This is a genomic window from Neoakkermansia glycaniphila (genome assembly GCF_900097105.1).
Lineage (GTDB): Bacteria > Verrucomicrobiota > Verrucomicrobiia > Verrucomicrobiales > Akkermansiaceae > Akkermansia > Akkermansia glycaniphila.
The window spans coordinates 2,388,234-2,410,526 of sequence record NZ_LT629973.1 but is presented as its reverse complement, the minus strand read 5'-3'; the positions used below and the strand labels follow the sequence as shown (position 1 = coordinate 2,410,526).

17 protein-coding genes are annotated in these 22,293 nt (G+C 59.0%); 6 read left to right on the top strand and 11 right to left on the bottom strand.

Features of this window, described 5'->3' with window-relative positions:
* Positions 1–163 precede the first annotated feature (163 nt).
* The 4 genes from PYTT_RS10110 to gad all read right to left on the bottom strand — a co-directional run bounded on the left by PYTT_RS10110 (position 164) and on the right by gad (position 6,119).
* Positions 164–1,999 (bottom strand): phosphoenolpyruvate carboxykinase (GTP), encoded by a 1,836-nt coding sequence (locus tag PYTT_RS10110; RefSeq protein ID WP_067773123.1) that lies wholly within the window; start codon positions 1,997–1,999, stop codon positions 164–166.
* 176 nt (positions 2,000–2,175) lie between these two features.
* Positions 2,176–3,135: a phytoene/squalene synthase family protein gene (locus PYTT_RS10105; RefSeq protein WP_067773120.1), complete on the bottom strand. Its 960-nt coding sequence runs from the start codon at positions 3,133–3,135 to the stop codon at positions 2,176–2,178.
* 12 nt (positions 3,136–3,147) lie between these two features.
* On the bottom strand, positions 3,148–4,365 hold the full coding sequence (gene lepB, locus PYTT_RS13425; RefSeq protein ID WP_071133451.1) for a signal peptidase I: 1,218 nt from the start codon (positions 4,363–4,365) through the stop codon (positions 3,148–3,150).
* 188 nt (positions 4,366–4,553) lie between these two features.
* Positions 4,554–6,119, bottom strand: a complete 1,566-nt coding sequence (gene gad, locus PYTT_RS10095) for a glutamate decarboxylase (RefSeq protein WP_083076460.1) — start codon at positions 6,117–6,119, stop codon at positions 4,554–4,556.
* Positions 6,120–6,286: 167 nt separating this feature from the next.
* Here gad and mscL point away from each other — a divergent pair, with 167 nt between their 5' ends.
* The 4 genes from mscL (at position 6,287) to PYTT_RS13855 (ending at position 11,671) form a co-directional block, all read left to right on the top strand.
* Positions 6,287–6,706 carry a large-conductance mechanosensitive channel protein MscL gene (mscL, locus tag PYTT_RS10090; RefSeq protein WP_067773114.1) on the top strand — a complete coding sequence of 140 codons (420 nt, stop codon included), beginning with the start codon at positions 6,287–6,289 and terminating at the stop codon, positions 6,704–6,706.
* A gap of 167 nt (positions 6,707–6,873) precedes the next feature.
* Positions 6,874–8,151 carry a Gfo/Idh/MocA family protein gene (locus PYTT_RS10085; RefSeq protein ID WP_067773112.1) on the top strand — a complete coding sequence of 426 codons (1,278 nt, stop codon included), beginning with the start codon at positions 6,874–6,876 and terminating at the stop codon, positions 8,149–8,151.
* Positions 8,151–8,795: a cytochrome c3 family protein gene (locus PYTT_RS10080; RefSeq protein WP_067773109.1), complete on the top strand. Its 645-nt coding sequence runs from the start codon at positions 8,151–8,153 to the stop codon at positions 8,793–8,795. The genes PYTT_RS10085 and PYTT_RS10080 overlap by 1 nt, the downstream gene beginning before the upstream one ends.
* The gene (locus PYTT_RS13855; RefSeq protein WP_071133450.1) at positions 8,792–11,671 is read left to right on the top strand and encodes a 4Fe-4S dicluster domain-containing protein; all 2,880 of its coding nucleotides are present in this window, start codon (positions 8,792–8,794) and stop codon (positions 11,669–11,671) included. Before PYTT_RS10080 ends, PYTT_RS13855 begins: the two co-directional genes overlap by 4 nt.
* A gap of 34 nt (positions 11,672–11,705) precedes the next feature.
* On the opposite strand, the gene PYTT_RS10070 is transcribed toward PYTT_RS13855, so the two are convergent.
* The 4 genes from PYTT_RS10070 to PYTT_RS10055 form a co-directional block, all read right to left on the bottom strand.
* The gene (locus PYTT_RS10070; RefSeq protein WP_071133449.1) at positions 11,706–13,307 is read right to left on the bottom strand and encodes a phosphoethanolamine transferase; all 1,602 of its coding nucleotides are present in this window, start codon (positions 13,305–13,307) and stop codon (positions 11,706–11,708) included.
* Between the two features lie 229 nt (positions 13,308–13,536).
* A complete protein-coding gene (locus PYTT_RS10065) occupies positions 13,537–14,280 on the bottom strand; it encodes a PEP-CTERM sorting domain-containing protein (protein WP_067775649.1) in 744 nt (247 codons plus the stop codon).
* A gap of 479 nt (positions 14,281–14,759) precedes the next feature.
* Positions 14,760–15,557, bottom strand: a complete 798-nt coding sequence (locus tag PYTT_RS10060; RefSeq protein ID WP_067775651.1) for a LamG-like jellyroll fold domain-containing protein — start codon at positions 15,555–15,557, stop codon at positions 14,760–14,762.
* Between the two features lie 373 nt (positions 15,558–15,930).
* On the bottom strand, positions 15,931–17,994 hold the full coding sequence (locus PYTT_RS10055) for an alpha-amylase family protein (RefSeq protein ID WP_141675805.1): 2,064 nt from the start codon (positions 17,992–17,994) through the stop codon (positions 15,931–15,933).
* 22 nt (positions 17,995–18,016) lie between these two features.
* On the opposite strand from PYTT_RS10055, the gene PYTT_RS10050 reads away from it, so the two are divergent.
* Both PYTT_RS10050 and PYTT_RS10045 read left to right on the top strand, forming a co-directional pair.
* On the top strand, positions 18,017–18,208 hold the full coding sequence (locus PYTT_RS10050; RefSeq protein ID WP_067775657.1) for a hypothetical protein: 192 nt from the start codon (positions 18,017–18,019) through the stop codon (positions 18,206–18,208).
* Between the two features lie 112 nt (positions 18,209–18,320).
* Positions 18,321–18,839 (top strand): hypothetical protein, encoded by a 519-nt coding sequence (locus PYTT_RS10045; RefSeq protein ID WP_067775660.1) that lies wholly within the window; start codon positions 18,321–18,323, stop codon positions 18,837–18,839.
* A 27-nt stretch (positions 18,840–18,866) separates the two neighbouring features.
* Here the strand turns inward: PYTT_RS10045 and PYTT_RS13075 are convergent, their stop codons facing one another.
* Genes PYTT_RS13075 through PYTT_RS10020 form a run of 3 tightly spaced genes read right to left on the bottom strand, consistent with a single transcriptional unit; the run spans position 18,867 to position 22,286 of the window.
* The gene (locus PYTT_RS13075) at positions 18,867–20,534 is read right to left on the bottom strand and encodes a cytochrome c (RefSeq protein WP_083076701.1); all 1,668 of its coding nucleotides are present in this window, start codon (positions 20,532–20,534) and stop codon (positions 18,867–18,869) included.
* A complete protein-coding gene (locus tag PYTT_RS10025) occupies positions 20,531–21,697 on the bottom strand; it encodes a hypothetical protein (RefSeq protein ID WP_141675806.1) in 1,167 nt (388 codons plus the stop codon). The genes PYTT_RS13075 and PYTT_RS10025 overlap by 4 nt, the downstream gene beginning before the upstream one ends.
* Before the next feature lie 4 nt (positions 21,698–21,701).
* Positions 21,702–22,286 carry a c-type cytochrome gene (locus tag PYTT_RS10020; protein WP_071133445.1) on the bottom strand — a complete coding sequence of 195 codons (585 nt, stop codon included), beginning with the start codon at positions 22,284–22,286 and terminating at the stop codon, positions 21,702–21,704.
* Positions 22,287–22,293 lie beyond the last annotated feature (7 nt).

Sequence of the window (22,293 nt, the reverse complement as noted above, 5' to 3'; positions counted from 1 at the left end):
CATCCGTCAAGAACAGGCACACCGCAAAGCACGGCCTCGAAGGCCTTCACCGCACCCGCCATCGCGGATCCTCGCCCCTGCATGAAGCCGATCCGGCCAGGCAACAAAAAACCGCCGCCTTTTGCAAGGCGGCGGTGAATAAACAATTCAGTTCAGGAGCGGTTTAGGCAAAGCTCTTGATGAGAGCCTGGCGCTGGTCTTCGAGTTCCTTCGGCAGCTTGGAGCCGACCTTGTCGAAGAGTTCCGTCTGGCTGGTAAGTTCAGCCTGCCATTCGCTCTTGTTGAGAGCCATGTTGGTGTCGAATTCCTTCTCGCTGTATTCGAGACCCGTCTTGTCGAGTTCGGCATACGTCGGGGAAACACCGAGTTCGGTCTTCACACCTTCAACCTTGCCCTTGACGCGGCGGAGAATCCAGTCGAGCACGCGCATGTTGTCGCCAAAGCCCGGCCAGATGAAGTTACCGTCCTGATCCTTGCGGAACCAGTTCACGTTGAAGATCACCGGAGGATTGGCAACCGTCTTGCCCATGTCGAGCCAGTGCTGCCAGTAATCGCCCACATTGTAGCCGATGAAGGGAAGCATGGCCATCGGGTCGCGGCGAACCTGACCGATAGCGCCGAAAGCGGCGGCAGTCATTTCGGAGCCCATCGTCGCACCGACGTAGACACCGTGGTTCCAATCGCGGCTCTGGAAGACGAGCGGCATCGTGGTGGCGCGGCGGCCGCCGAAGAGGATGGCGGAAAGGGAAACACCTTCCGGATTCTGCCATTCGGGGTCGATCGTCGGGCACTGGGCGGCCGGAGCGGTGAAACGGGCGTTCGGATGAGCGCACTTGTTACCGCAGTCGGGGGTCCAGTCATTGCCCTGCCAGTCGATGGCGTGAGCGGGCGGAGCGCCGTCCATGCCTTCCCACCACACGTCGCCGTCGTCGGTAAGGCCGACGTTCGTGAAGATGACGTTTTCCTTGATGGTGTCCATGGCGATCGGGTTCGTCTTGTAGGACGTGCCCGGAGCTACGCCGAAGTAGCCGTTTTCGGGGTTGATGGCGTGGAACGTACCGTCTTCGTGCGGCCAGATCCAGGCGATGTCGTCACCGATGATGGAGGTCTTCCAGCCGGCTTCGCGGTAGGAAGCGGGGGGCACGAGCATGGCGAGGTTGGTCTTGCCGCAGGCGGACGGGAATGCGCCGCCGACGTACACCTTTTCACCCGTGGGGGATTCGATGCCGAGAAGAAGCATGTGTTCGGCCATCCACTTGTTCTTGCGAGCGATGGAGGAAGCGATGCGGAGAGCAAGGCACTTCTTGCCGAGCAGGGCGTTGCCGCCGTAACCGGAACCGAAGGACCAGATTTCCTGCGTTTCGGGGAAGTGGCAGATGTACTTCTCTTCATTGCAGGGCCAGGTCACGTCAACCTGACCGGGTTCGAGGGGAGCGCCAACCGTGTGGAGGCAGGGAACGAACGTTCCGTAGCCGTCGCGCTTGGGATTGCCGCCGCCGTTCACTTCGTCTTCGAGACGCTTGAGAACAGCTGCACCCATCTTGGCCATGATGCGCATATTTACGACAACGTAGGGGCTGTCGGAAATTTCAATACCGATCTTGGCAAGGGGAGAATCGAGGGGACCCATGCAGAAGGGGATGACGTACATCGTACGGCCCTTCATGCAGCCTTTGAAGAAGCCCTTGAGCTTGGCCTTCATTTCGGCGGGATCTGCCCAGTGGTTGGTCGGGCCGGCATCTTCTTCCTTTTCGGAGCAGATGAAGGTACGGTCTTCGACGCGGGCAACGTCGGAAGGCGTGGAACGGGCCAGGAAGCAACCAGGGCGCTTTTCGGGGTTCAGTTTGATGAATGTGCCCTTCTTGACCATCAGGTCACAGAGAGCAGCGTTTTCTTCTTCCGAGCCATCACACCAGTAGATGGATTCGGGTTGGCAAAGCTGGGCGATTTCCTCGACCCAGTTCTTAGCGACTTCGTGCGTGGTACCAGTTAATTTCATGGTACCCCCAGAATAACATGGAAGCAACCAGCTTGCAAGCTTAGAATTTTCATTTCCCGTAGAATCCGGGGGTGCATCCTCGGGAAGTCATTGAGGCAGCGGGAACGGCAGAAAAAGGTTTCCATGGGCCGCCGATATTCCGGCAGCCATCGCCTTCAATCAGGAGTTCGCCTGCGTCATGCAGCTCCTCCGGGCGGATTCTTCTTACCGCCCGCATCGGACTTTTCCTTATCCTTGCCAAAACCGAGATCGGCCAGCGAAGGCAAATTCAGCGAGATCGACGGCAGACTGATACTCGGCATCTCCACCGTACCGAGGCGGGCGCGCAGCATCAGCCAGAGCTTCCGCACACTGTTCACCCTGTACCTCTTGGCGAAAATCTGATACTCGTCCGCCTCCATCTTGTCCAGAATCGTATGGTAAATCAGACTCATCGCCTGCGCCGGAATCAGGGCGGAGCGGTCTTCCGTGGAAAGCTTGGAGTACAAATCATCCGCTTCGGCGAAAAACCTCTTGGCCAGCACGGCTTCGTAGGCCAGCAGCGTCTGCAGGCGGTAATCGCACACCCCCTTCTCCAGATCCTCCAGGCTCACGCCGAAAAGCTCCATATCGTCGGCCGGCAAATACACCCGCCCGTGCTTGCTGCAATCCTCGCCCACATCGCGGATGATATTCACGAACTGCAGAGCATGGCCCAGAGCCACCGCATAATCGTGCGCTGCAGGAGAAGCCCCCATCACGCATGCGCTCGTAATACCTACGCAGGATGCCACGCGATATGAATATTGCAACAACTCCGCACGCGTTTCCGGCTGCACGGGAGCAATATCGCCCCGGCACCCCTCGATCAGCTCCAGCATCGGCTCAATATCCGGATTCAACTTCTCCAGCAGCTCATGCACTTCCTGCTCAATACCGTCCGCCGGCACGACCGCACGGTGCACGACCTCCACCCACCGGTCGAGCGCGGCATGCCGCTCGTCCGGCTCCATGCCCGGTTCGTCCACAATATCGTCGATCACGCGACAAAACGCATAGAACTGCTCCATGGAGCGCTTCTTCTCTTCGGGCATGTCAAGCAAAGCGAAGGCGAGATTCGACTTGGCTCTGCGTGTAATATCGACGGATTCGGACATGAGGCTGTCAAGTTAATGGATCACGCCCCAATGCCAGGTAAACGGCCAAAGAGAAAACATCGCGGGACCGACAAGATTGTACTGGCGCACCGGCCCCCAATAGCGGGAGTCGAGCGAATTCACCGTATTATCCCCCAGCGCGGCATACTCCCGCATATTCGGATCGGAAGGGGGATTGGCGAGAGTCAGCGTCTGCCCTGCAGCCAGATACTGCTGCGGCACGCGGAACAGAGGCGGCACGGGATGCGCGGGAGGGCACGGCTCGTAACCGTGGGAATTGTAGGGAGCTACCCGATCCATCACCCGGCGAATCGTCCATTCGTCGGCCACCTTGCCGTTCACCAGCAAGCGAGGAGAATCAATCGTCAGCGAATCGCCCGGCACGCCGCACAGGCGCTTGATATAATGCGAACCGTTCGCCTGGTCGCCGCTGTGCTCTGCGATCCCCTTGATGCCACGGGTATCGAACACGAACGTCTCACCACGCTCCGGCTTGCGGAAATGGTATGCCATGCGGTTCACCAGCACCAGATCCCCCGCATCCACACGGGCGCGAATAATCGTATCTCCGGCTTCGAAATGGGGAGTCTCCGTCTGGAAACGCGTCTGGAAATAATCGCGCACGGCCCCCATCGCAGAAGGCACCGTAATCGTCGAACGGTCGTCGAACGTCACCACCGTCTCGGTAAACAGCAAATACTTCGTCTGCTGATCGTAACCCGTAATCGTCTTCGGAGAATCGGCCTTCTCATCCACATAGGAAGAACCATAGGCCACCGCATGCGCCATACGCACCGGAAGAGACGGCACCTCGTCCACCGGATGCACGCAAATACCGTTCAAAGACGGCTGCATGGAACCCGTCGGAATACGGAACGGCTGCACGAAATACGTCCGGATACCCAGAAACACGAGAAGAATCACGAAAATTGACTCCACGCACTCCACCCAGCCCGCGCGCCGCGCGCCGGGAAGCCCCTCCGCCTGAGCCCGCAGCAAATTACCGATCCGGACACTCTCCTCCCTGTTCCATGCCAGCAACGCCGCCTTCAACGAAGCCAGCAAATCGTCCAGCTCGGCGATCTTGGCAGGATCCATCCTGTCCGAATTGTAATTCACATACTTCCGGACGGCCTTTCCCGTCAAACGGGCTTCACGCCGCCATTTCGGAGTAAACCATGCGAAACAGGTATCGAGCAAATAAAAACAGAAAGCTTTCAGAAAAGACATGATGGAACGGGTAATGCGCTCAACCATCATGCCGTCTCCCGGCACAATAGGAAAGCAAAATAAGTGTCCGGGTCGAAAAAAGGACACGCCATGCGGCCTTCCGTTCCGACACGGAGACGCAAAACCGCCGGCTCCGAAGAACCGGCGGCGGTGCCTGTGCAACCGGCCGGAAACGGCCGGGACACAAATCAGGTATGCTTGAAGCTCATGGCATCGGCCTCCGACAAGTGGGATGCCGGAGCATGGGCGCACAGGAAGGCGATCCCGCGCTTCATATCTTCGACCAGCAGATCGGCCATATCCTTCGTGAAGCCCTGCCGAACCATCACGCGCATCACCACAGTCTCCTGGCAATCGGGAGGCAGGGTGAACGCAGGCACCTGCCAGCCGCGCTCCCTCAGGCGATCGGACAACTCGAACAGATTATAGCCGAGATGGTCATTGCCGGGCTTGATGTAGAAACACACGGCGGGAATATCCTTCTCGGGATTGCCTTCCGCGATGAACTCGTACGGCCCCATCTGCGCAATCTGCTCCTTCAGATAACCTGCTACGGAATACGAAGCCTTCTGAATGGCCGTATAGCCTTCCCTGCCCAATCGAATGAAATCGTAATACTGGCAAATAATCTGCCCGGCCGGGCGCGAGAAATTGATCGCAAACGTCGGGATGCTGCCACCGAGATAATTCACGGCAAACGTCAAATCCTTCGGCAGCTGCGACTCGTCGCGCCAAACCACCCAGCCCGCTCCAAGGGGAGCCAGACCGTACTTGTGGCCGGAAGCGCTGATGGACTTCACACGGGGCAGGCGGAAATCGAACGGAATCTCCGGTGCCATGAACGGCGAAAGGAACCCGCCGGAAGCGGCGTCCACGTGAATATCCACATCCGGACCGCCGGAAGCCGCCAGCTTATCCAAGGCATCCGCAATCGGGCCGGGGAACTCGTACTGCCCCGTATAAGTCACGCCGAATGTAGGAACCACGCAAATCGTATTCTCATCCACATACTTCAGCATCGTATCCACATTCATCTTGAACTTGCCCTGCTCCATCGGCACCTCGCGCATCTCCACATCCCAGTAGCGGCAGAACTTGTGCCAGCAAATCTGAACGGGGCCGCAAACAAGATTCGGCTTATCGCAGGGTTTGCCCGCAGCCTTCCGCTTGGCGCGCCAACGCCACAGAGCCGCCAGGCCACCGAGCATGCAAGCTTCACTGGAACCGATCGTCGAACACCCGATCGGCTTCTCATCCTTCGAAGAATTCCACAAATCGGCCAAGATATTCACGCAGCGCATCTCGATAGCGGCAGTCTGCGGATACTCGTCCTTATCGATCATATTCTTATTGATGCTCAAATCCATCAGCATGCGCACCTGCTTCTCATCCCACGTCTGGCAGAACGTCGCAAGATTCTGGCGGGCATTACCGTCGAGCAGCAACTCGTCGTGAATCAATTGATAGGCATCCTCGGCACGCATCGCATACTTCGGCATCTCGGAAGTCGGCAGCACGCTAGCCGCCTCGGGTGAACCGAAAATACTCGCAGAAGCGGGCACTGCGGAATGGCAGCCGCAACCGCAGCCTGACTCCTGCTCCTTGCAATCGCAATCGGAACCGCAATCGCAGGCAGGATCTCCGCAACCGCAATCGTGTTTCGTCGCATCGCATGCAGGCTCCTTGCAATCGTCTGCACCGCCGGAGCAGTGGCAGGATTGCGCATGATCATCTGAAAGATTCGTTGATTTCATGGTTTTATACTGGTTAGGCCAATCATGGCCTTTGAAGAGTGCGACGCCTGCAAAACGAAAAATGCTCAATCGGTTAGGCATAACTGTTATAAAAATAAATAACAATTATCCCCCGGGCATTCATCCGGCACTTGCCATACGCACGGCATCGCCTTATAATACATGCGATGAAAAACAAACCCACCCTCGCCAAACCCAAGTGGATCGATGAATTCAAGGCCTTTGCTCTCAAAGGCAACGTCGTCGACCTCGCCGTTGCCGTCGTCATCGGAGGAGCCTTCGGCAAAATCGTCACCTCCCTCGTCAACGACATCATCATGCCCTGCGTCGGCTACCTCACGGGTGGCATCAACCTCACCCAAGAAAAGCTTGCCCTCGGCGGCACCGGAGTCTCCCTCTCCTACGGCAACTTCCTGCAGAGCATCATCGACTTCCTGATCATCGCCCTCAGCATCTTCTTCGCCATCAAAGCCCTCTCCCGCTTCCGCGCGCAAGAACAGGAAAAACCCGCCGACGCTCCGCCGCCCGCCACACCGGAAGACACCGTCCTCCTCCGCGAAATCCGGGACCTGCTCAAAAAAGACTGACCTGAGCCTACTCCACCTCTTTCCAGCCACCCGGCGCCAAGTCGGGCATATGGAACGCGAAGATTTCCCATCTCGGGAAAGCTTTGTGCATTTGCTCTCTGCAAAACTCATACAGTCGCCTTTCGGACTGGAAAAGCGAACCGGGACATGCTAAAGTACTCAGGCACATGAGATCGCCCTCCATCCATCGACGGCATTTCCTGAAAACCGTAGCCGGAGCCGCGGGACTCCTCGCCATGGCTCCCCTCCTTCAACAGGCAGCCGAACCGCAGAACAGCCAACGCATCCTCAAAATAGGCGTCGTCGGCTGCGGAGGCCGCGGACTCGGAGCGGCAGCCGATGCCCTCCATGCCGACCCCGACACCGTCGTCTGGGCCCTGGCCGACGTCTTCGACGAACGCCTCACCGCTGCCGAACAACTGCTCACCCAGCAATTCGGCGATCGCTTCCAGGCTCCCGCAGAACGCCGCTTCGCCGGACTCGACGCCTACAAAAAACTGCTGGAAACCGACGTCGACCTCGTCATCCTCGCCACGCCCCCCGCCTTCCGTCCGGAAATGCTGGCCGCCGCCGTCAAGGCAAACAAACACCTCTACGTCGAAAAACCCGTCGCCGTCGACATCCCCGGCATCCTCTCCGTCCTCAACACCTCCCGCATCGCCAAAAGCAAACAACTCGTCATCCTCGACGGCTTCTGCTGGCGTTACGACGCCGCCAACATCGCCGCCCACGAACAACTCTCCGCAGGCGCACTCGGCAAAGTACTCTCCTTCGACGCCAAATACTACACCACCCCGCCGAAATCCCCCCTCGCGCTCAACTCCCGCCCTGCCGGAGAAAGCGACCTCTCATGGGCTCTCCGCAACTGGACGGCATGGAACTGGCTCTCGGGCGGCCAATTCGTCGAACAAATCTGCCACTCCGTGGACGGCATGCTCTGGTCCTTCGGCGAAGAACTCCCCATCGCCGCCAAAGGCACCGGTGGCCGTGCCCAGCGCAAGGACGACGGCGACGTCTGGGACCACTACGACATCTACTTCGAATACGCCGACGGACGGGAAGCCCACATCTCCTGCCGCCAATGGAACGGCTGCCACGGAGAAATCGCCGACCGCACCATCTGCGAAAAAGGCACACTCCACACACCCTACCGCCCCCACATCCAGTCCGAACGCCGCTGGCGCTACCGCGGCGAACCCACCAACATGTACGCGCAAACCCACATCGAACTCATGCGCCACATCCGTGAAGGCAACTGGAAACAAACCCTCGAAGACGCCGCCAACAAAACCCTCGTCGCCATCCTCGGCCGGGAAGCCGCCCACACCGGCCAGCGCATCCTCCTCGAAGACCTCAAGAAAAACACCACCCGCCTCATGCCGGAAAAACTCGGCATGGACAGCAAACTGCCACCTGCAAAAATCCCCGTGCCGGGCCGCTACTGATGCCTCAACTCTTCTCTCCATCCGCCAACAGGCTCCCGCTCTGGATTGCCCTCTCCGTCGGCTTCGTCCTCGCCGTCGCAGGAGCCATCACCGCCTACCACCTGTGGGGTCCCAAACTCTACGCTCCCGAACAGCCCATCCCCTTCTCCCACGCCATCCACATGCAGAAGGCGGGCATGAACTGCATCGCCTGCCACAGCTCCGCCCTCCACTCCGCCAAAGCCGGAGTGCCGGACTCCCAATCCTGCCTTGCCTGCCACAAGCACATCCTGCCGGACAGCCCCAAACTCGCCCGCCTGCATGCCTCCGCCAACCCGGACTCTCCCAACTACACCGGAGAACCCTTCCGCTGGAACAAAGTCAACAAACTCGCCGCCCATGTCCAATTCGACCACTCCGCCCACGTCAACCGGGGAGTCGGATGCACCACCTGCCATGAAGGCATCGACACACAGGAGCGCACCACAGCCATCCCCGACATGAGCATGGGCTGGTGCCTCAGCTGCCACCGCAGCCCATACGGCATACGCCCCCTCGAAGAAATCTCCAACCCGGCATATCAGGACGATCCCGAACTCTCGGACCGCCTCATCGAACAGTGGCAAATAGACCCCGGCACCAACTGCAACACCTGCCACCATTGAGCAAAGACCAACCACAGCACGGGGAAAACGGCGCCACCCGCCGCGACTTCCTCAAACTGGCGGGCCTCCTCACGGCGGCCCTCCTGCCTGCCTGCCGCCGGGTCGAAGAATACATCGTCCCCTACCGGACGGGGCCGGAATGGAACATCCCCGGGGCGGACATCTCCTACGCCACTTGCATGCCCCATGCGCAGGGAGCCGTCCCCCTCCTCGCCGTCTGCCAGGAAGGCAGACCCACCCGCCTCCATCCCAACCCTGAATACCCCGACCACTCCGGCCTTGATGCCATCACCCAGGCAACCATCCTCGACCTCTACAGCCCGCAACGCGCTACCGCACCCACCTTCCACGGCCGCCCGGCGGACCCTGCCGAATTCGAAGGAGCCTTCGCCGCCTGGTCGCGCAACGTCCGGGAAAACGGCCGCATCGGCTTCCTCTTCCATCAGGCGCAATCTCCCGTCCGCGAAGCCCTCATCCGCGAAATACGGCAAAAAAACCCGAACGCCCGCTTCTACGCATGGGAACCCCTCGCCAGCCATGAAGAACAGGCACTCGCCGCATCCATCGCCCCCGGCACCGTCCAAACCTGCCACCTCGACCAAGCCAGCCGCATCCTCACCATCGGGCGCGACTTCCTCGGCCTCTTCCCCATCGGCCCCAACCGTGCCTTCTCCCTCGGCAAAACACCCGAAGGAGAACACTATGCCCACCCTCAAGGCCAATACGCCAAACTCACCAAACTCTACGCCGCAGAAACCGACTACACCATCACAGGCGGCATCGCGGACAACCGCTACCCGCTCCACCCGGACGAAACGGCAACCCTCATCCACGCCCTCGCCGCCTCGCTGCACCAACTTACCGGCCACCCCGACCTCGCACCGTACGGCAGCGAACCGCTTCACGGCACCCCGCTCCACCGCTGGGCGCACGCCTGCATGGAAGACCTCCACCGCCACAGCGGAGAATCCCTCATCCTCCTTGCCCCCGAAGCTCCGGCATCCCTCCACCGCGTCGTCCTCACCCTCAACGTCATCCTGCAGGCCACCGAAAGCACCCTCACCTTCCATCGCAAACCGGAAAACCCCATCCCGTACGGCGACCTCCTCCTCGACCTCCGGCAAAAAACCATCGAAACCCTCTTCATCCTCGCCCCGCAGGACACCTTCGACACCCTGCCGGAACTCCATGCAGCCCTCCGCGACACCCCCATCGAAAGCATCCGCCTCGCCTACTACGACAACGACCTACTCTCCGCCCACTGCACCTGGACCATCCCCGCCACCCACTACCTCGAAGAATGGGGCATGGAATACGACCCCTCGGGCCGCCTCTGCCTGCGCCAGCCCATGATCCTCCCCCTGCACGACTCCGCCTCGGAACTTGAAATCCTCTCCGGCCTCATCGGCAGCAAAGGCAAACTCATCACCGCAGGCAACGCCCCCAACAACCTCTCCCCCGCCTACCACCGCACCCGCAAAACCTTCAACCTCCTGCTCGGCATCCCCGCATACGAACAGGAAACCCTCTGGCAGCAAACCCTCCGCCAGGGCTACACCTCCGCCACCGCCTACCCGGCCATCCACACCATCCCCAAACCGCCTGCCCACGCCATCCCCCCCGGTGCATTGAAACCCGGCATCGCCCTCCTGCGCCGCCCATGGAGCTACCGCGCCTACGACGGCCGCTACCGTCGCAACCTCTGGCTGCAGGAAATGCCCGACCCCGTCAGCGGCATGGCCTGCGGAGACGCCGCCCTCCTCTCCCCCGAACTCGCCGCCTCTCTGGGCGGCAAAACCGAAGGCCTTCAAACCCTCACCGCCGCCATCAGGACAACGCACATCTCCTGCCCGGCCCTCCCCTACCCCGGCATCCCGCACAACACCGTCATCCTGCCACGGCACATCGACCTTCCCGGCAGCCGCCTGCAAGCCTTCGCCTCCTCCCTTCGCCTCTCCCCGCTGCCCCGGCGCACCGAAGCCATCCACCCGCCCACCATCCTCCGAGGCAGCGTCGAACACGCCCCTCAGCTCCTCGACGCCCCGCCCGGAACAACCGGCCAGCCCCCCACCCTCAACCTCGCCGACCGTACACCCGACACACGGGAACAATGGGGTATGAGCATCGACCTCAACATCTGCACCGGCTGCAACGCATGCCTCATCGCCTGCCGCGCGGAAAACAACATCCCCCTCGTCGGCAAGCAAGAACTCATCAAAGGCCGCGACCTCCAGTGGATCCGCATTGATCGCTACCTCCGCCACCGCCCCGGCGCCAGCTCCCCCACCCTCCAAAGCGTCCCCGTCGCCTGCCAGCAGTGCGAAGCCGCCCCCTGCGAATCCGTCTGCCCTGTCAATGCCACCGTCCACACCGACGACGGACTCAACGCCATGGTCTACCCCCGCTGCTGGGGCACCCGCTACTGCTCAGCCAACTGCCCGTACAAAGCACGCAAATTCAACTTCTTCGACTACGCCAAAGCCTCCGAGGCAGACACCAAATACCAGCGCAATCCCAACGTCACCGTCCGCTCGCGCGGCGTCATGGAAAAATGCAGCTACTGTGTCCAGCGCATCGTCCAAGCCAAAGCCCGCCACCGCTCCGGCCTCATGCAGGGAACCGGCGAACGCCCCTCCACCGAACTGGAACTCACCGAAGACATGCTCCGCCTCCCGCACGGAGCCGTACAAACAGCCTGCCAGCAAGCCTGCCCCCAGCAGGCCATCACCTTCGGCAACCTCCTCAAACTCGCCAAACCCTCGGCCACCTACAACGCCCAATCATCCCCCCGCGCCTCACGCCTGCTGGATAACCTCGGCACCCGCCCCCGCACCGCCTACCTCTCCCGGTACAGTCCGCCTCCGAATCGGGACTGACCTGCAGTCCCTGCTTCCCGGCCACAGGCCGACATCAACTGGCAGCCTCTTCCGCAGCCAAATCCAGAGCCTGCTCGTACCAGACCGACCATATCCCAGCCAAACCCAGCACGGTATGGAACAGATTCCCGTGTTCCGCCGCCCCTCCCTGCCTCCGCGTCAAATTCTCCCACAACCGGGGATTCTTCTCCCGGTACGCCGAAGAACACCAGACCAGCAACGGCACCTGCCGCTGCTCCATCATCGACAGAGGCCCTCCATGCAGAAAACGGCCACCCTCTCCGAAAGACTCTCCATGATCGGAACAATACACCAGCACCACATTCCTCTCCCGCGAAAACTCCATCAGCGAATCCAGAAAATAATCCAGATACAGAATCGAATTATCGTAGGCATTCACCAGATCGGGCTTCTGCATACTCAAATCCCGGTCATGCTCATCGGGAAGAAAAACGGAAAACCCTTCACGCGGATACTTATTGGAATAATGGTAATGGGAACCCTTCGTCTGCAACACGATCAGCCTGTTCCCGTCGCCCTCAGCCAACACATCCTTCACACGCGACAAAATCCCATCCGCCAGAAACGAATCCGAAAAATACCGATCCTCGCAATCTTCAGTCAAAAGCATCATCGGCGGCGTCGCCTCCCGGCGCATATTGTAAAAAAACGCCGTCTGAAAACCATGCTTGCGGAACAGCGACACAAAAGAACCCACCGTCGGCACCCTCCGATCATTCGCCGCATTGGTCATCATCCCCACCACGCTCTTCTCCGTCGAAGTATCAAACGAAAGCACATTCGGAAAAACAGCCAGCTCACCCCGCTGCCTCCTTGCCGCCAAAAGCGGGGTCGTCCTGCGCTCGTAGCCGCACACCTGCAAATGATCTGCCCGCACCGACTCCCCCACGATGAAAATCACCGTCACCGGGCCTCCCCGCTGCACAAGGGAAGACGCCCCCTCCGCCGCCTTCGGCAGCTTCTTCAATGTAGCCAGCTCCCCACCTTTGCGAATCGTCTTCTGAGCATCCAAGACGGCAATCACAAAAGAATCATACGGCGGGCAAATATAAATATAGGCAAACTCCACCATGCAGACCCATCCAGCCAGAAAAGCCGTCTCAGCCGCCGGAATCCACCTCCATGCGATTATTCGGCATCGAACGATCAAAAAACGGCCGAGCAGATAAATCCCGGCATTCGCCAACACGCTCCCCGCGAGCCACATCGCATTCCCGAACGTCATATACGAGCGTGCCTCCTCCCAATCCGTCCCGAGAAAAATACCGACATAGGAAGAAGGGTCGGAAATGCCCAGACAATAATACATATACATCCGCAGCGTCTGGTACAGCATGAACGGCACCCAAAACAGCATACCCCAAAACCTTGCCCGGATGAACAAATCCAGAGCAACGGCAAAAAACAAGGTGGCCACAGCGCCATTCCAACTCCACAGCGATGCCCAATGCGCCCCAAGCGACCGATCGACCGAGGAGAAATCATCCGCCCCGAACGAAACCGTATACGTAGCATAATACAGGACAACTGCCACCATCAACACATACAGCCAGTATGCCCATTGCGGCAACCGTTCTCTACGCACCAGCATCTTCCACCACTTCGTCATCGGCATCTCGCGTCCATTTCATCTCCATTCGGCCACATACTTTCATCTCTGTGCGGCATCAAGAGAAATCGCGAAATCATAATAACCTACCTATGCGATGTCAACGGCATATTTATAGACATCGCCCCGAACATCTCTTATTGCCACCCTCCCCACAAAACGGCATATGTCTCATCAAACAAAAAAACGGATCGCATCGCGATCCGTTTTGCAAAACACATGGAAGCCTCCGGCTTCATGCAGCCCTGCGACGGCGCCATGCCATGCAGGCCAGCCCGAGCAGGCTCAACGTTGCCGTAGCAGGTTCCGGCACAGCCGCCATTTCCGCCATCAAAGAACCGACTTCGGTTTGGGAAAGAGCCTTGTCATGAACATACAGCTGTTGCACAGCCGCCTGCAGGCGGGAATTGTCCGTACGATCTCCACCGACATTCAGCTGCGTAATGCTGGTTCCGCCGAATTTCAGCCCTGTATTGGTGAAATAGGTGCTGCTATTGCCCACATAAAGGCGTGTTCCATCGGTAGTTCCTTCATAGCGCCCTGTCACCAGAGAGAGAGACAACGATCCCGTCGCAGGCACCGTATAGCCCAATGTTGCGTAATTGGTAATCGAGCCGCTGCTGTTCGGCTGCCAAAGCATGCAAAGGCTACCGGTACTCGTAATACCCAGTCCCCATTGTAAACCTGCTGCATTGCTGGCCGAGAAAATGGTCGAAAACCCCGTGGTGGGGCGTACCAGTTTCGACGTATCCAGCATCAGAGAAACCGACATGGCAACACGCGTATTGCCGCTGCCGTATGGCATGCTGGACAAAGCCGCGCCGGAAAAATGGGCGGCCGATGTTCCGCGTGTGCGGAGCATACCGTACCAAATCTCATTGCCCGTGCCCAATGTGCCCGTAATGGAGGATTTTTGGGTACCCACATCTGCAGACAAACCGTCGGCAAATTGCGTATAGCCGAAAACACTCTGATCCATCAAAACCCCGGCATAAACGGATGAACCTAAAGCGACCAATGCGCATAAAATAGAAATTGTTTTCTTCATATCAATTAGAGAGAAAGTTGAATTGGACACGTGTACCCTAGCGGATAATGAATCCTTATTGCTTGATCGTTGAATATATTTGGCGTAACAATATGGATGTTTGATGATTGCTTTTTCCCATGAAAAACATCATTCCGGCGCTTGGAGCAAATAGTGTATCGTATTATTCTCTAAAACGTTCTTTTATCTGTTGTTTGAGCATTTCATGTTGACATCGGATTCATTATCCGCCCAACATAAACCATCATCTTCTTCCTTTCATACTCAATCATTTCATTTCGAATCTCCAAAATAACAAAAATGAAATGCAAGAAAAATCAACGGAGCCAATTCGGCCCAACATCCCGGCAGGCAACAGGGCGAACCGTCAAACGGTTCGCCCTGCGGCACAAAACACTGTGGCAGCACCCTCAAGCCGCACGGCGACGGCGCAAGGCCATACAGGCAAGCCCAAGCAAACTCAATGTCGCTGTTGCCGGTTCCGGCACAAGCTCCATTTCCGCCATCAACGCGCCGATTTCCGCCTTGGAAAGAGACGTATTGTGTACATAAAGCTGCTGAACAGCCAAAGCCAAAGTATTGTTACCGGCATTGTTCGCCCCGATACTCAGCGAATTGGCGCTCGTATTGGATTTCAGGCCGCCGGCATCAAAGAACACATCCGTTCCCCCGATATAAATACGGGCGCCTTCCGTGCCATCGGCCACACCATTGATGCGTCCCGTCACCATGGAAAGCATCAGCGAACCATTCGTCGGAAGCGTATAATCAATATCCGACCCCCAGGCATTGCCACCCCACATCCAGCACAGCTTGCCGGATGACCGCACGCCAAGCCCCCATTGCGTCGCACCGCCCGTCGAAAAAATCGTTGCAATGCTGCCCGACGCAGTCGGCAACACCATCTTGGAGGTATCGACCATCATGGTTACCGTCATCATCATGCGGTTTCCGGTCGCATGGTTCTGGGTCATCGTCAATCCGGAAAACACAGCCCCGCCGGCACCATAAGTGCGAAGCATCTCGTACCACACCAGATTACCCGCACCCTTCGAACCTGTCACCTGTTCCTTGCTTGAACCGACATCGGCCTGCAAGGCATCCGAGAATTTCGTATAGCCGAACAGGCTTTGATCCATCACCGTCCCTGCCGAAACAGAAGTCGTGATGCCGGCCAAAGCACATAAAATGGAGATAGTTTTTTTCATATGAAGTAAGAATGATAAGTAAAATTGTTCTTGAAATCTAATCTAGCGGATTTGGAATCCTGTGTCAACAGAAAAACACACGAAAGTTTCAATCAGTAAACGATTTAACAATGTATCCTGATACAAGAATCGCATTTTCCGGGAATAATATTCTATCGAATCCATCCCATCAAATGCGTTGACTCTTTATTATTTAACATAAATAGAAAACTCATGTCAAGAACATAGGATTCCAAATCCGCAAGATCTGAAAATCACCATATAAAACTGAAAGCAAACAAATAAACACACTAACAACAAAATACTTATTTGGCAAAAAAACACGCGCCGGAACATGCCGGCGCGTGTGGCAAATCAAATCGTATAACCTTTATTATTCCGGGGTCGCTTCAAGTACGACCACCTCGTAGGGTTGCAGCGTCAGGCTCACGGGTTTGCCCGCTTCGATCCTGTCCACCGGAAGCTTGTCGCCCTTCGGGGAAGACAGCTTGTAGCGCAAGGGAGCGCCGACAGGCAGTTCGAAGACAGAGGCGGCTTCGAAACTCCACGTCTGAGGCACGGAAGACGGATTGCGCAGCGTCAGAATCCCCTTTTCGGGAGACCATGCGGCCCAGCCGTACACATCGAGCTTCGCCGGATCTCCTCCGACCCAATGGGTATCGACCAGGGTTCCTTCATTATTCCGCGCCCACTTGGCAGCCGCGGCCAGCGTATCCCATTCCGGCTGGGTCAGCAGCGACGGAGTAATGTACATCTCCTGCATCTGCGTGCCGGAACCGAAGCCCGACCAGATTTCATTCGTCAGGTCGTTGCCTTCCACCTTCTGGAGATTGCGGGCGCGCTTCGTATAGATCACGCCGTGCGTCATCAGCGAGTTGATCGGGAACAAGGGAGAAACAGCTACGTTATTCGCATAAATCTGCCCATCGCGGAACGTCATCCACTGGTTGCGGTCGCTGCCTTCGCCAATGAACTCGTGGTCCCAGCCGCCGCGCCAGATGGAATCGGCAATACCGAACCAGAAGGGCGAAGCCCAGGTACCCGTCGTCAGATTCACATACAAATCGGGTCGTTCCTTGCGAAGACCGTCGATCAGATTGATAATCGCCTCGAAATCGCTGGCAAACTTGCTGCCCGGAATCAGACGCTCCACGCCGGAAGTGCCGTCGAGCTTGAAATGGTTGATACCGTTTTCACGGATCATGTGCAGGCACATATCGCGGAAATGGTCATAATACTTCGGCCCGGCAAGAGCAAAGCCGCTCTCGTTCGTCTCGAACTTGCCGTTGGCGGCAGCCAAACGGTTTTCCTTCGGTTTGCCGTAGCCGCCCCACGGGGAGAACCATACGCCCGGAGCCGCACCGTACGATTCGGCGAGCTTGCGAATATCGCGGAATTCGTTCGGCAGCCCCTTATGGAACTTCCAGAGAGTCTGCGTATCGTCCCATCCGTCGTCGAACAGGAAGGAATCCAGCACCACGCCGCGCTTGCGCACCAGCTCCTCGCCGAACGTCTGCACCACGTTCATCGCCGCCTTCTCATCGTAGGGATCGAAATAGCCGATATCGTACCAGCTGTTGTAATTCAGGAAAGCGCCATACGGCCTCGCACGCTCTTCATTGAGATAGGCGAGCTGGAACGTGCGGCGAAGCTGGGAAGGATTCGACACGCCGAGCACGGAAGAAACCGTCGTTGCGGCACGGTTGGGAAGATCCGTCTTGTGCTTGATCTTCGCCGTCACCCGGCCCTTGTCCGCCTCATTCACGGAAAGAGGATGTTCCACCCCGGCAAACAGGCGGCGACCTGCGGCCACTACGGGAGCTCCCTTCACGGAACCGACCACCTCCGCTTCGGGAGCGGCGAAATCAAGCACCGTAATCTCGCGGGCAGGCAGGGAACCCTGCTCGGGCAGAATCGTCAGCCCAATACGCACATAAGGATGGCCTTCGCGCACTTCGGCCCACCACGTCAGTTGCAGGCCGCTATCCGTCTTCGCGAAAGGAAGAGTCAGGCGGGAGCCGTTCGCACGTTCCACCAGGCGGCGCGCCTTCGGATCGCCGGGAATATCCGTCTTCGTCAGCTTCCCTGCCGCCAGATCGGAAGCACGCAACACATGAGTCGATTCCTTGACGACCTCCTTGCTCAGGAACTCGTCCGGCTCGGAATCGGCAATCACAAGAGAAAAGAAATCGGGGCCGAGGTCGTATGTACGTCCGTTCAGCTTATCCGTGAAAATCATATTGGCCAGCTTGCGGCCTGCGGTCTGCACGCGCAGTTCCACGAGATCGTTGGCCAGCACGCCATCGGCCTGCTGGCTGGACACATTCGCGCCAGAAGCAGGAGCATTGGCTGCGTCAGGAGTGGAAGCGGCACAAAGCACGCCCGTACCCATCATGCCGAGAGACAACAATCCGGTCAGAATCTTTGATGAAGTCATGTGTCTATCATACCATCAAATCATGGAGAAACGCAAGCCCCGGACGAGGCATGCACCACTCTCCTTCTCTCGCGAAAACACTCCCGAACAAGCCGCATTGAAGCGCTTCCGGCCTCCCGCCCCTCAACCCGGATACCAGTATGACGAAAAAAGAGAACACGTGCTCCCGGAAGAAAACTTCCGAATCCCGCCACCGCCGGCAGCCGACTTCTGAAAACGGTTCATGAAAAGGACTTGCCAAAAGTCCTGCTGAACGTGTACACTGCGGCAAGCGGCACACAGTCCGCACATCCTTCACCGCATCCCACCATCATCCTCTTCACACCATGGCCGAATACATCGAAATCATCAAAGGCGCCCCCAGCGACGACATGATGAAAAAAATCCTCACCCAGTGGTACGGCGTCTCCAAACCCAAATGGAAACCCTGGCTCGACGCCATCGTCCTCATCTTCTTCACGGCGGCATCCATCCTCCTCATGTACACCGGGCAAACCACCTACGCGTGGATCGCCATCGCGGGCTTCGTCATGAGCTGCATCGCCCTCTTCGGCTACATCCCCTACCTCGTCAACATGGCGCTGAAAGTCAGCAAACTCTCTCCGTCCTACAACAAACGGAAAACGTACCGCTTCTACCCGGACAAATTCCAGTTCGGCTACGAAGGCAGCGAAATAGTCGAAGGCCCGTTGAACGCCTTCACCTCCGTCCATCTCACACCGGATGCCCTGCTCTTCCTCGGAGGCAAACGCCTCGCCCTGTGGGTCGTCAAAAGCGACCTCACTCCCGAAGAACTGGCCACCCTCCTCGCCTACCTCGAAAACAACGGCGTCCCTGTCAAATAAACGCCGCCCGCATCACGTACCGACACCTCACAGCTTCGGTTTCGGGGCAAACTCCGCCTTGAGATACCGGATAATCGCTTCGGCATCCTCATCCTTCGTCACGCCCGGCGGCAGCATCAGGGAATCCCACTCGCGGCCCTTCACCTTGATCTTCCCTTCGAGACCGTTGCGGATAACATCGCGCAACCGGGCATCGTCCTCCACCAGCCACTCCGAACCCTCCAGCGGAGGATAATTCACCGCATCGCCCGCACCGTTCCGTCCGTGGCACACGGCGCATTTGGAAAGATACAGCCTCTTCCCCTTCGCCAGCAAAACCTGTTGCGAAGCCGCTGCATCCTCCGCACCGCCAGCCGCCCCTTCGAGCGACGACAGAAAATCCACCAGCGCCACCGCCGCCGGAGAAGGAACGAGCTCCCTCCCCGCAGACACACGCACAGGCAACGCCTCCGGTGACCTGCCCTTCACGGAACAATCCCTCTCTTCAAACAAACCGGGCATCGCCGGACAGGCCGAACGCACCTTTCCCCACAAACGATCGCCCGGATTATAAAGATGCAGATACAACCACTCGCGGGGAGAAGCCACCATCCTCTCCTCCACGGACACCTTGCCCTGCACGCGCCCCATCAAACCGTCCAGCGACGGCCCCAGCCCCGTCACGGAAGACACCGGGCCGCAAGCATGGCACAGCAGGCAACCTCTGCCCGCCAACACCCGCGCACCGTCGCTCTTCCATGCCGCAGCATCCTGCATCGGAACAATAAACACAAAACACGCTCCCGCAACCGCCGCGGCAAGACCGGCACAGCCCACTCCCATCCGCCACGAACAATCGCACGCAGCCTTCTTCGAACCGCCCGCTGCACCATGCCGCCGCCTCAACCTGCACAACGCCCACACCGAGGCCACAACAAACAGCAGGCAAGCTCCGCCCAGCGGATACCCCCAACCATACACCGCCGGAAGCCCGAACAGCAAACCGGAGGCCACGCTCCACACCGCCGCCGACCAGCAGCGCACCCACACCCCCCGGCTACCCGCAAACCTGAACACCCAGCACAGCCCGGCAGCCATCAGCACGGCCCATCCGCACCAGCCCGGCACCCAACCCCACGGATCCAGCCATGACCCCGCCAGAACGCCACAACCCAAGGCAAACAGCCCGGCTTCCGCCGCCTGCGCCCACCGGGCCACCCCGGCACGCCGCACCATCCCCACGACACAACAACTCCCGGCCATCAACAGCAAAAAACAGGGTACCAGCCACGGTGCGGCTGGCATCCACCAAAAACCGCTCCCCACGCCTCCCCACACAGAACAGGCCGCCACGGCCACCAGCACATTCCAGCCGTCGCGCAGCAGGCGCACCAGCCGCAAAACCGACTTGCACTCCGGGGGAATCGCCTGCACGAAAGCGGCAAACAGCCCCATCCAAACCCATCCTGCCAAAAACAGGGATTGGAACACATACGGCACCTCCGGCGGCACAAGCACACCCGGCAGCCACCGGGCCGCGCACACCGGCATACATGAAGCCAGCCCTGCCAAAGCAGCCAGGCACAGCCACCGCAACGACCACCGCAGCCATGCCAACGCCTCGGCGGACAACACGGGCGACGGAAGCGGACGCGGCACCGGAACGCCGGGGCGCGACACATCGTCCGACAAAGGCAGCACGGACGGAGACTTCATTCCTCCGCCTCCCTTCCGGAACCGAACGCCCTGAAAACCAGCCAGCCCATCCCGGCCACCACGGCCAGGCACCCGGCATACACCCACACGAAAGCAGCATCGGGAACATCCCACACGATACCCGGAGCCACATACCAGAACCCCTCCGCCGCACTCGCCGCCAAGGCCAGCACCGCCACCACCCGCAGCGCACCCCGCCGCCTGCGGCAGGCAGGCACGAAAGCCATCGCCAGCACGCACAACACCCAAACGCCGAACATCGCCGGAAGCCAGCCCTCCCACATCCCCGCCGAACGCACGCGGTAAAACTCCCACTCATGCGGCAAATTGCCGTATTGAATCAACATGAACTGGGAATAGGAAAAATACACCTTAAAAGCCAAAGCCGCCAGCAGCAGCAAACCCATCTTCCTCACCACACTCTTCGTCCAAGAACCGGCACCGGCCAGCACTGCCGAAGCAACAGCCGCCGTCGCACCGAACGCCAGAAAACAGAAAGGCAGCATCGACGAAACCCAGGCCGACCGCACCATCCACCAATCCACCCCCGCCACGGCAACTGCCGCCACCAGCAGCGGCAGGCACACCGCCGCCACAAGACGCTCATGCCGAACCCGCCCCCTCCGGCGGAACATCCCCATCAGCAAAAACATCACCGCAAACAAACCGAAAACCGCACAAGACCTTCCCTTGAAAAACGGCTCCGCCAGCCACCAACCGCGCACATCGTTCCCGCCCCAATCCACCGCCTGCCCTGCCGCCGCAGCGCGCGCCGCCTCCATCGCCCATGGGTACAGCACCGGAAGCATCACCTGCAAAACAAGCAACACCAACAGCCAGCCCCACACCGAAGCCCGGCACAGGCCACACCACACACCGCGCACATCATCGCTCCAGCCGGCACCCGTCACCCGCAACACCATCCACCAAAACAACGCACCCAACCCCAGCGCCGCCGCCAACACCCCGGAACAAAACACCCCGGTCGCCAAAGCAGCCTTCCACCGGAACATCGGCACCCCGAAAAACGAACCCTCATCCGATGGCCACGCCTCATACACCCGGTGCAACATCACCCCCGCCACCATCAGCACACCCAGGCACAGCAGCAGCACCCCCCGCCGCGAAAAAGCGAAAGAACCGCCAGATACACCGCTGGACACACCGTCACCCATTATTCTCCAAATTGAGCGGTGAAAGCGTACGCAAATGGAACACCCACAAAGCCGCCGCCCAAAGCTCCTCCACCGTCAGCTTATCGCCATACGCAGGCATATTCCCCTGCCCGTCCGCAATACTCTTATAAAACCGCCCGAGCGAAAACGTCGCATACTTCTCGTTCTGAAACGCCGCCACTGCAGGCATCCCCTCAGCCGCAGCGGACTTCCCGTCCCCCGCACCCCGCACCCCGTGGCACGAAACGCAATGATTGGCATACACCCTCGCACCGAGCCCCTGCATCCTGATCACCTCCTTCGCGGAACTCCACTTTACCGGCAGCTCCGCACCGCCATCCGAAGAATTTCCGGACATCTCGTACGAACCGTCCTGCCTCCGGAACCCGTCCGCATGGGCAGTCGTACTCTGCGGAGCCGTCTTGGAAGGCACTTCCCAATCTCTGGATTCCTGCACCTGCACCATATCGCGCACCAGCCGCCCGTCATTCCGGTCGGCCCGCTCCAAATAATTCCATACCGCCACCGCCGCGACAAAAGCGGCTATCAGGCAAACAATCAAACCGACACGCTGCATCCCGTCA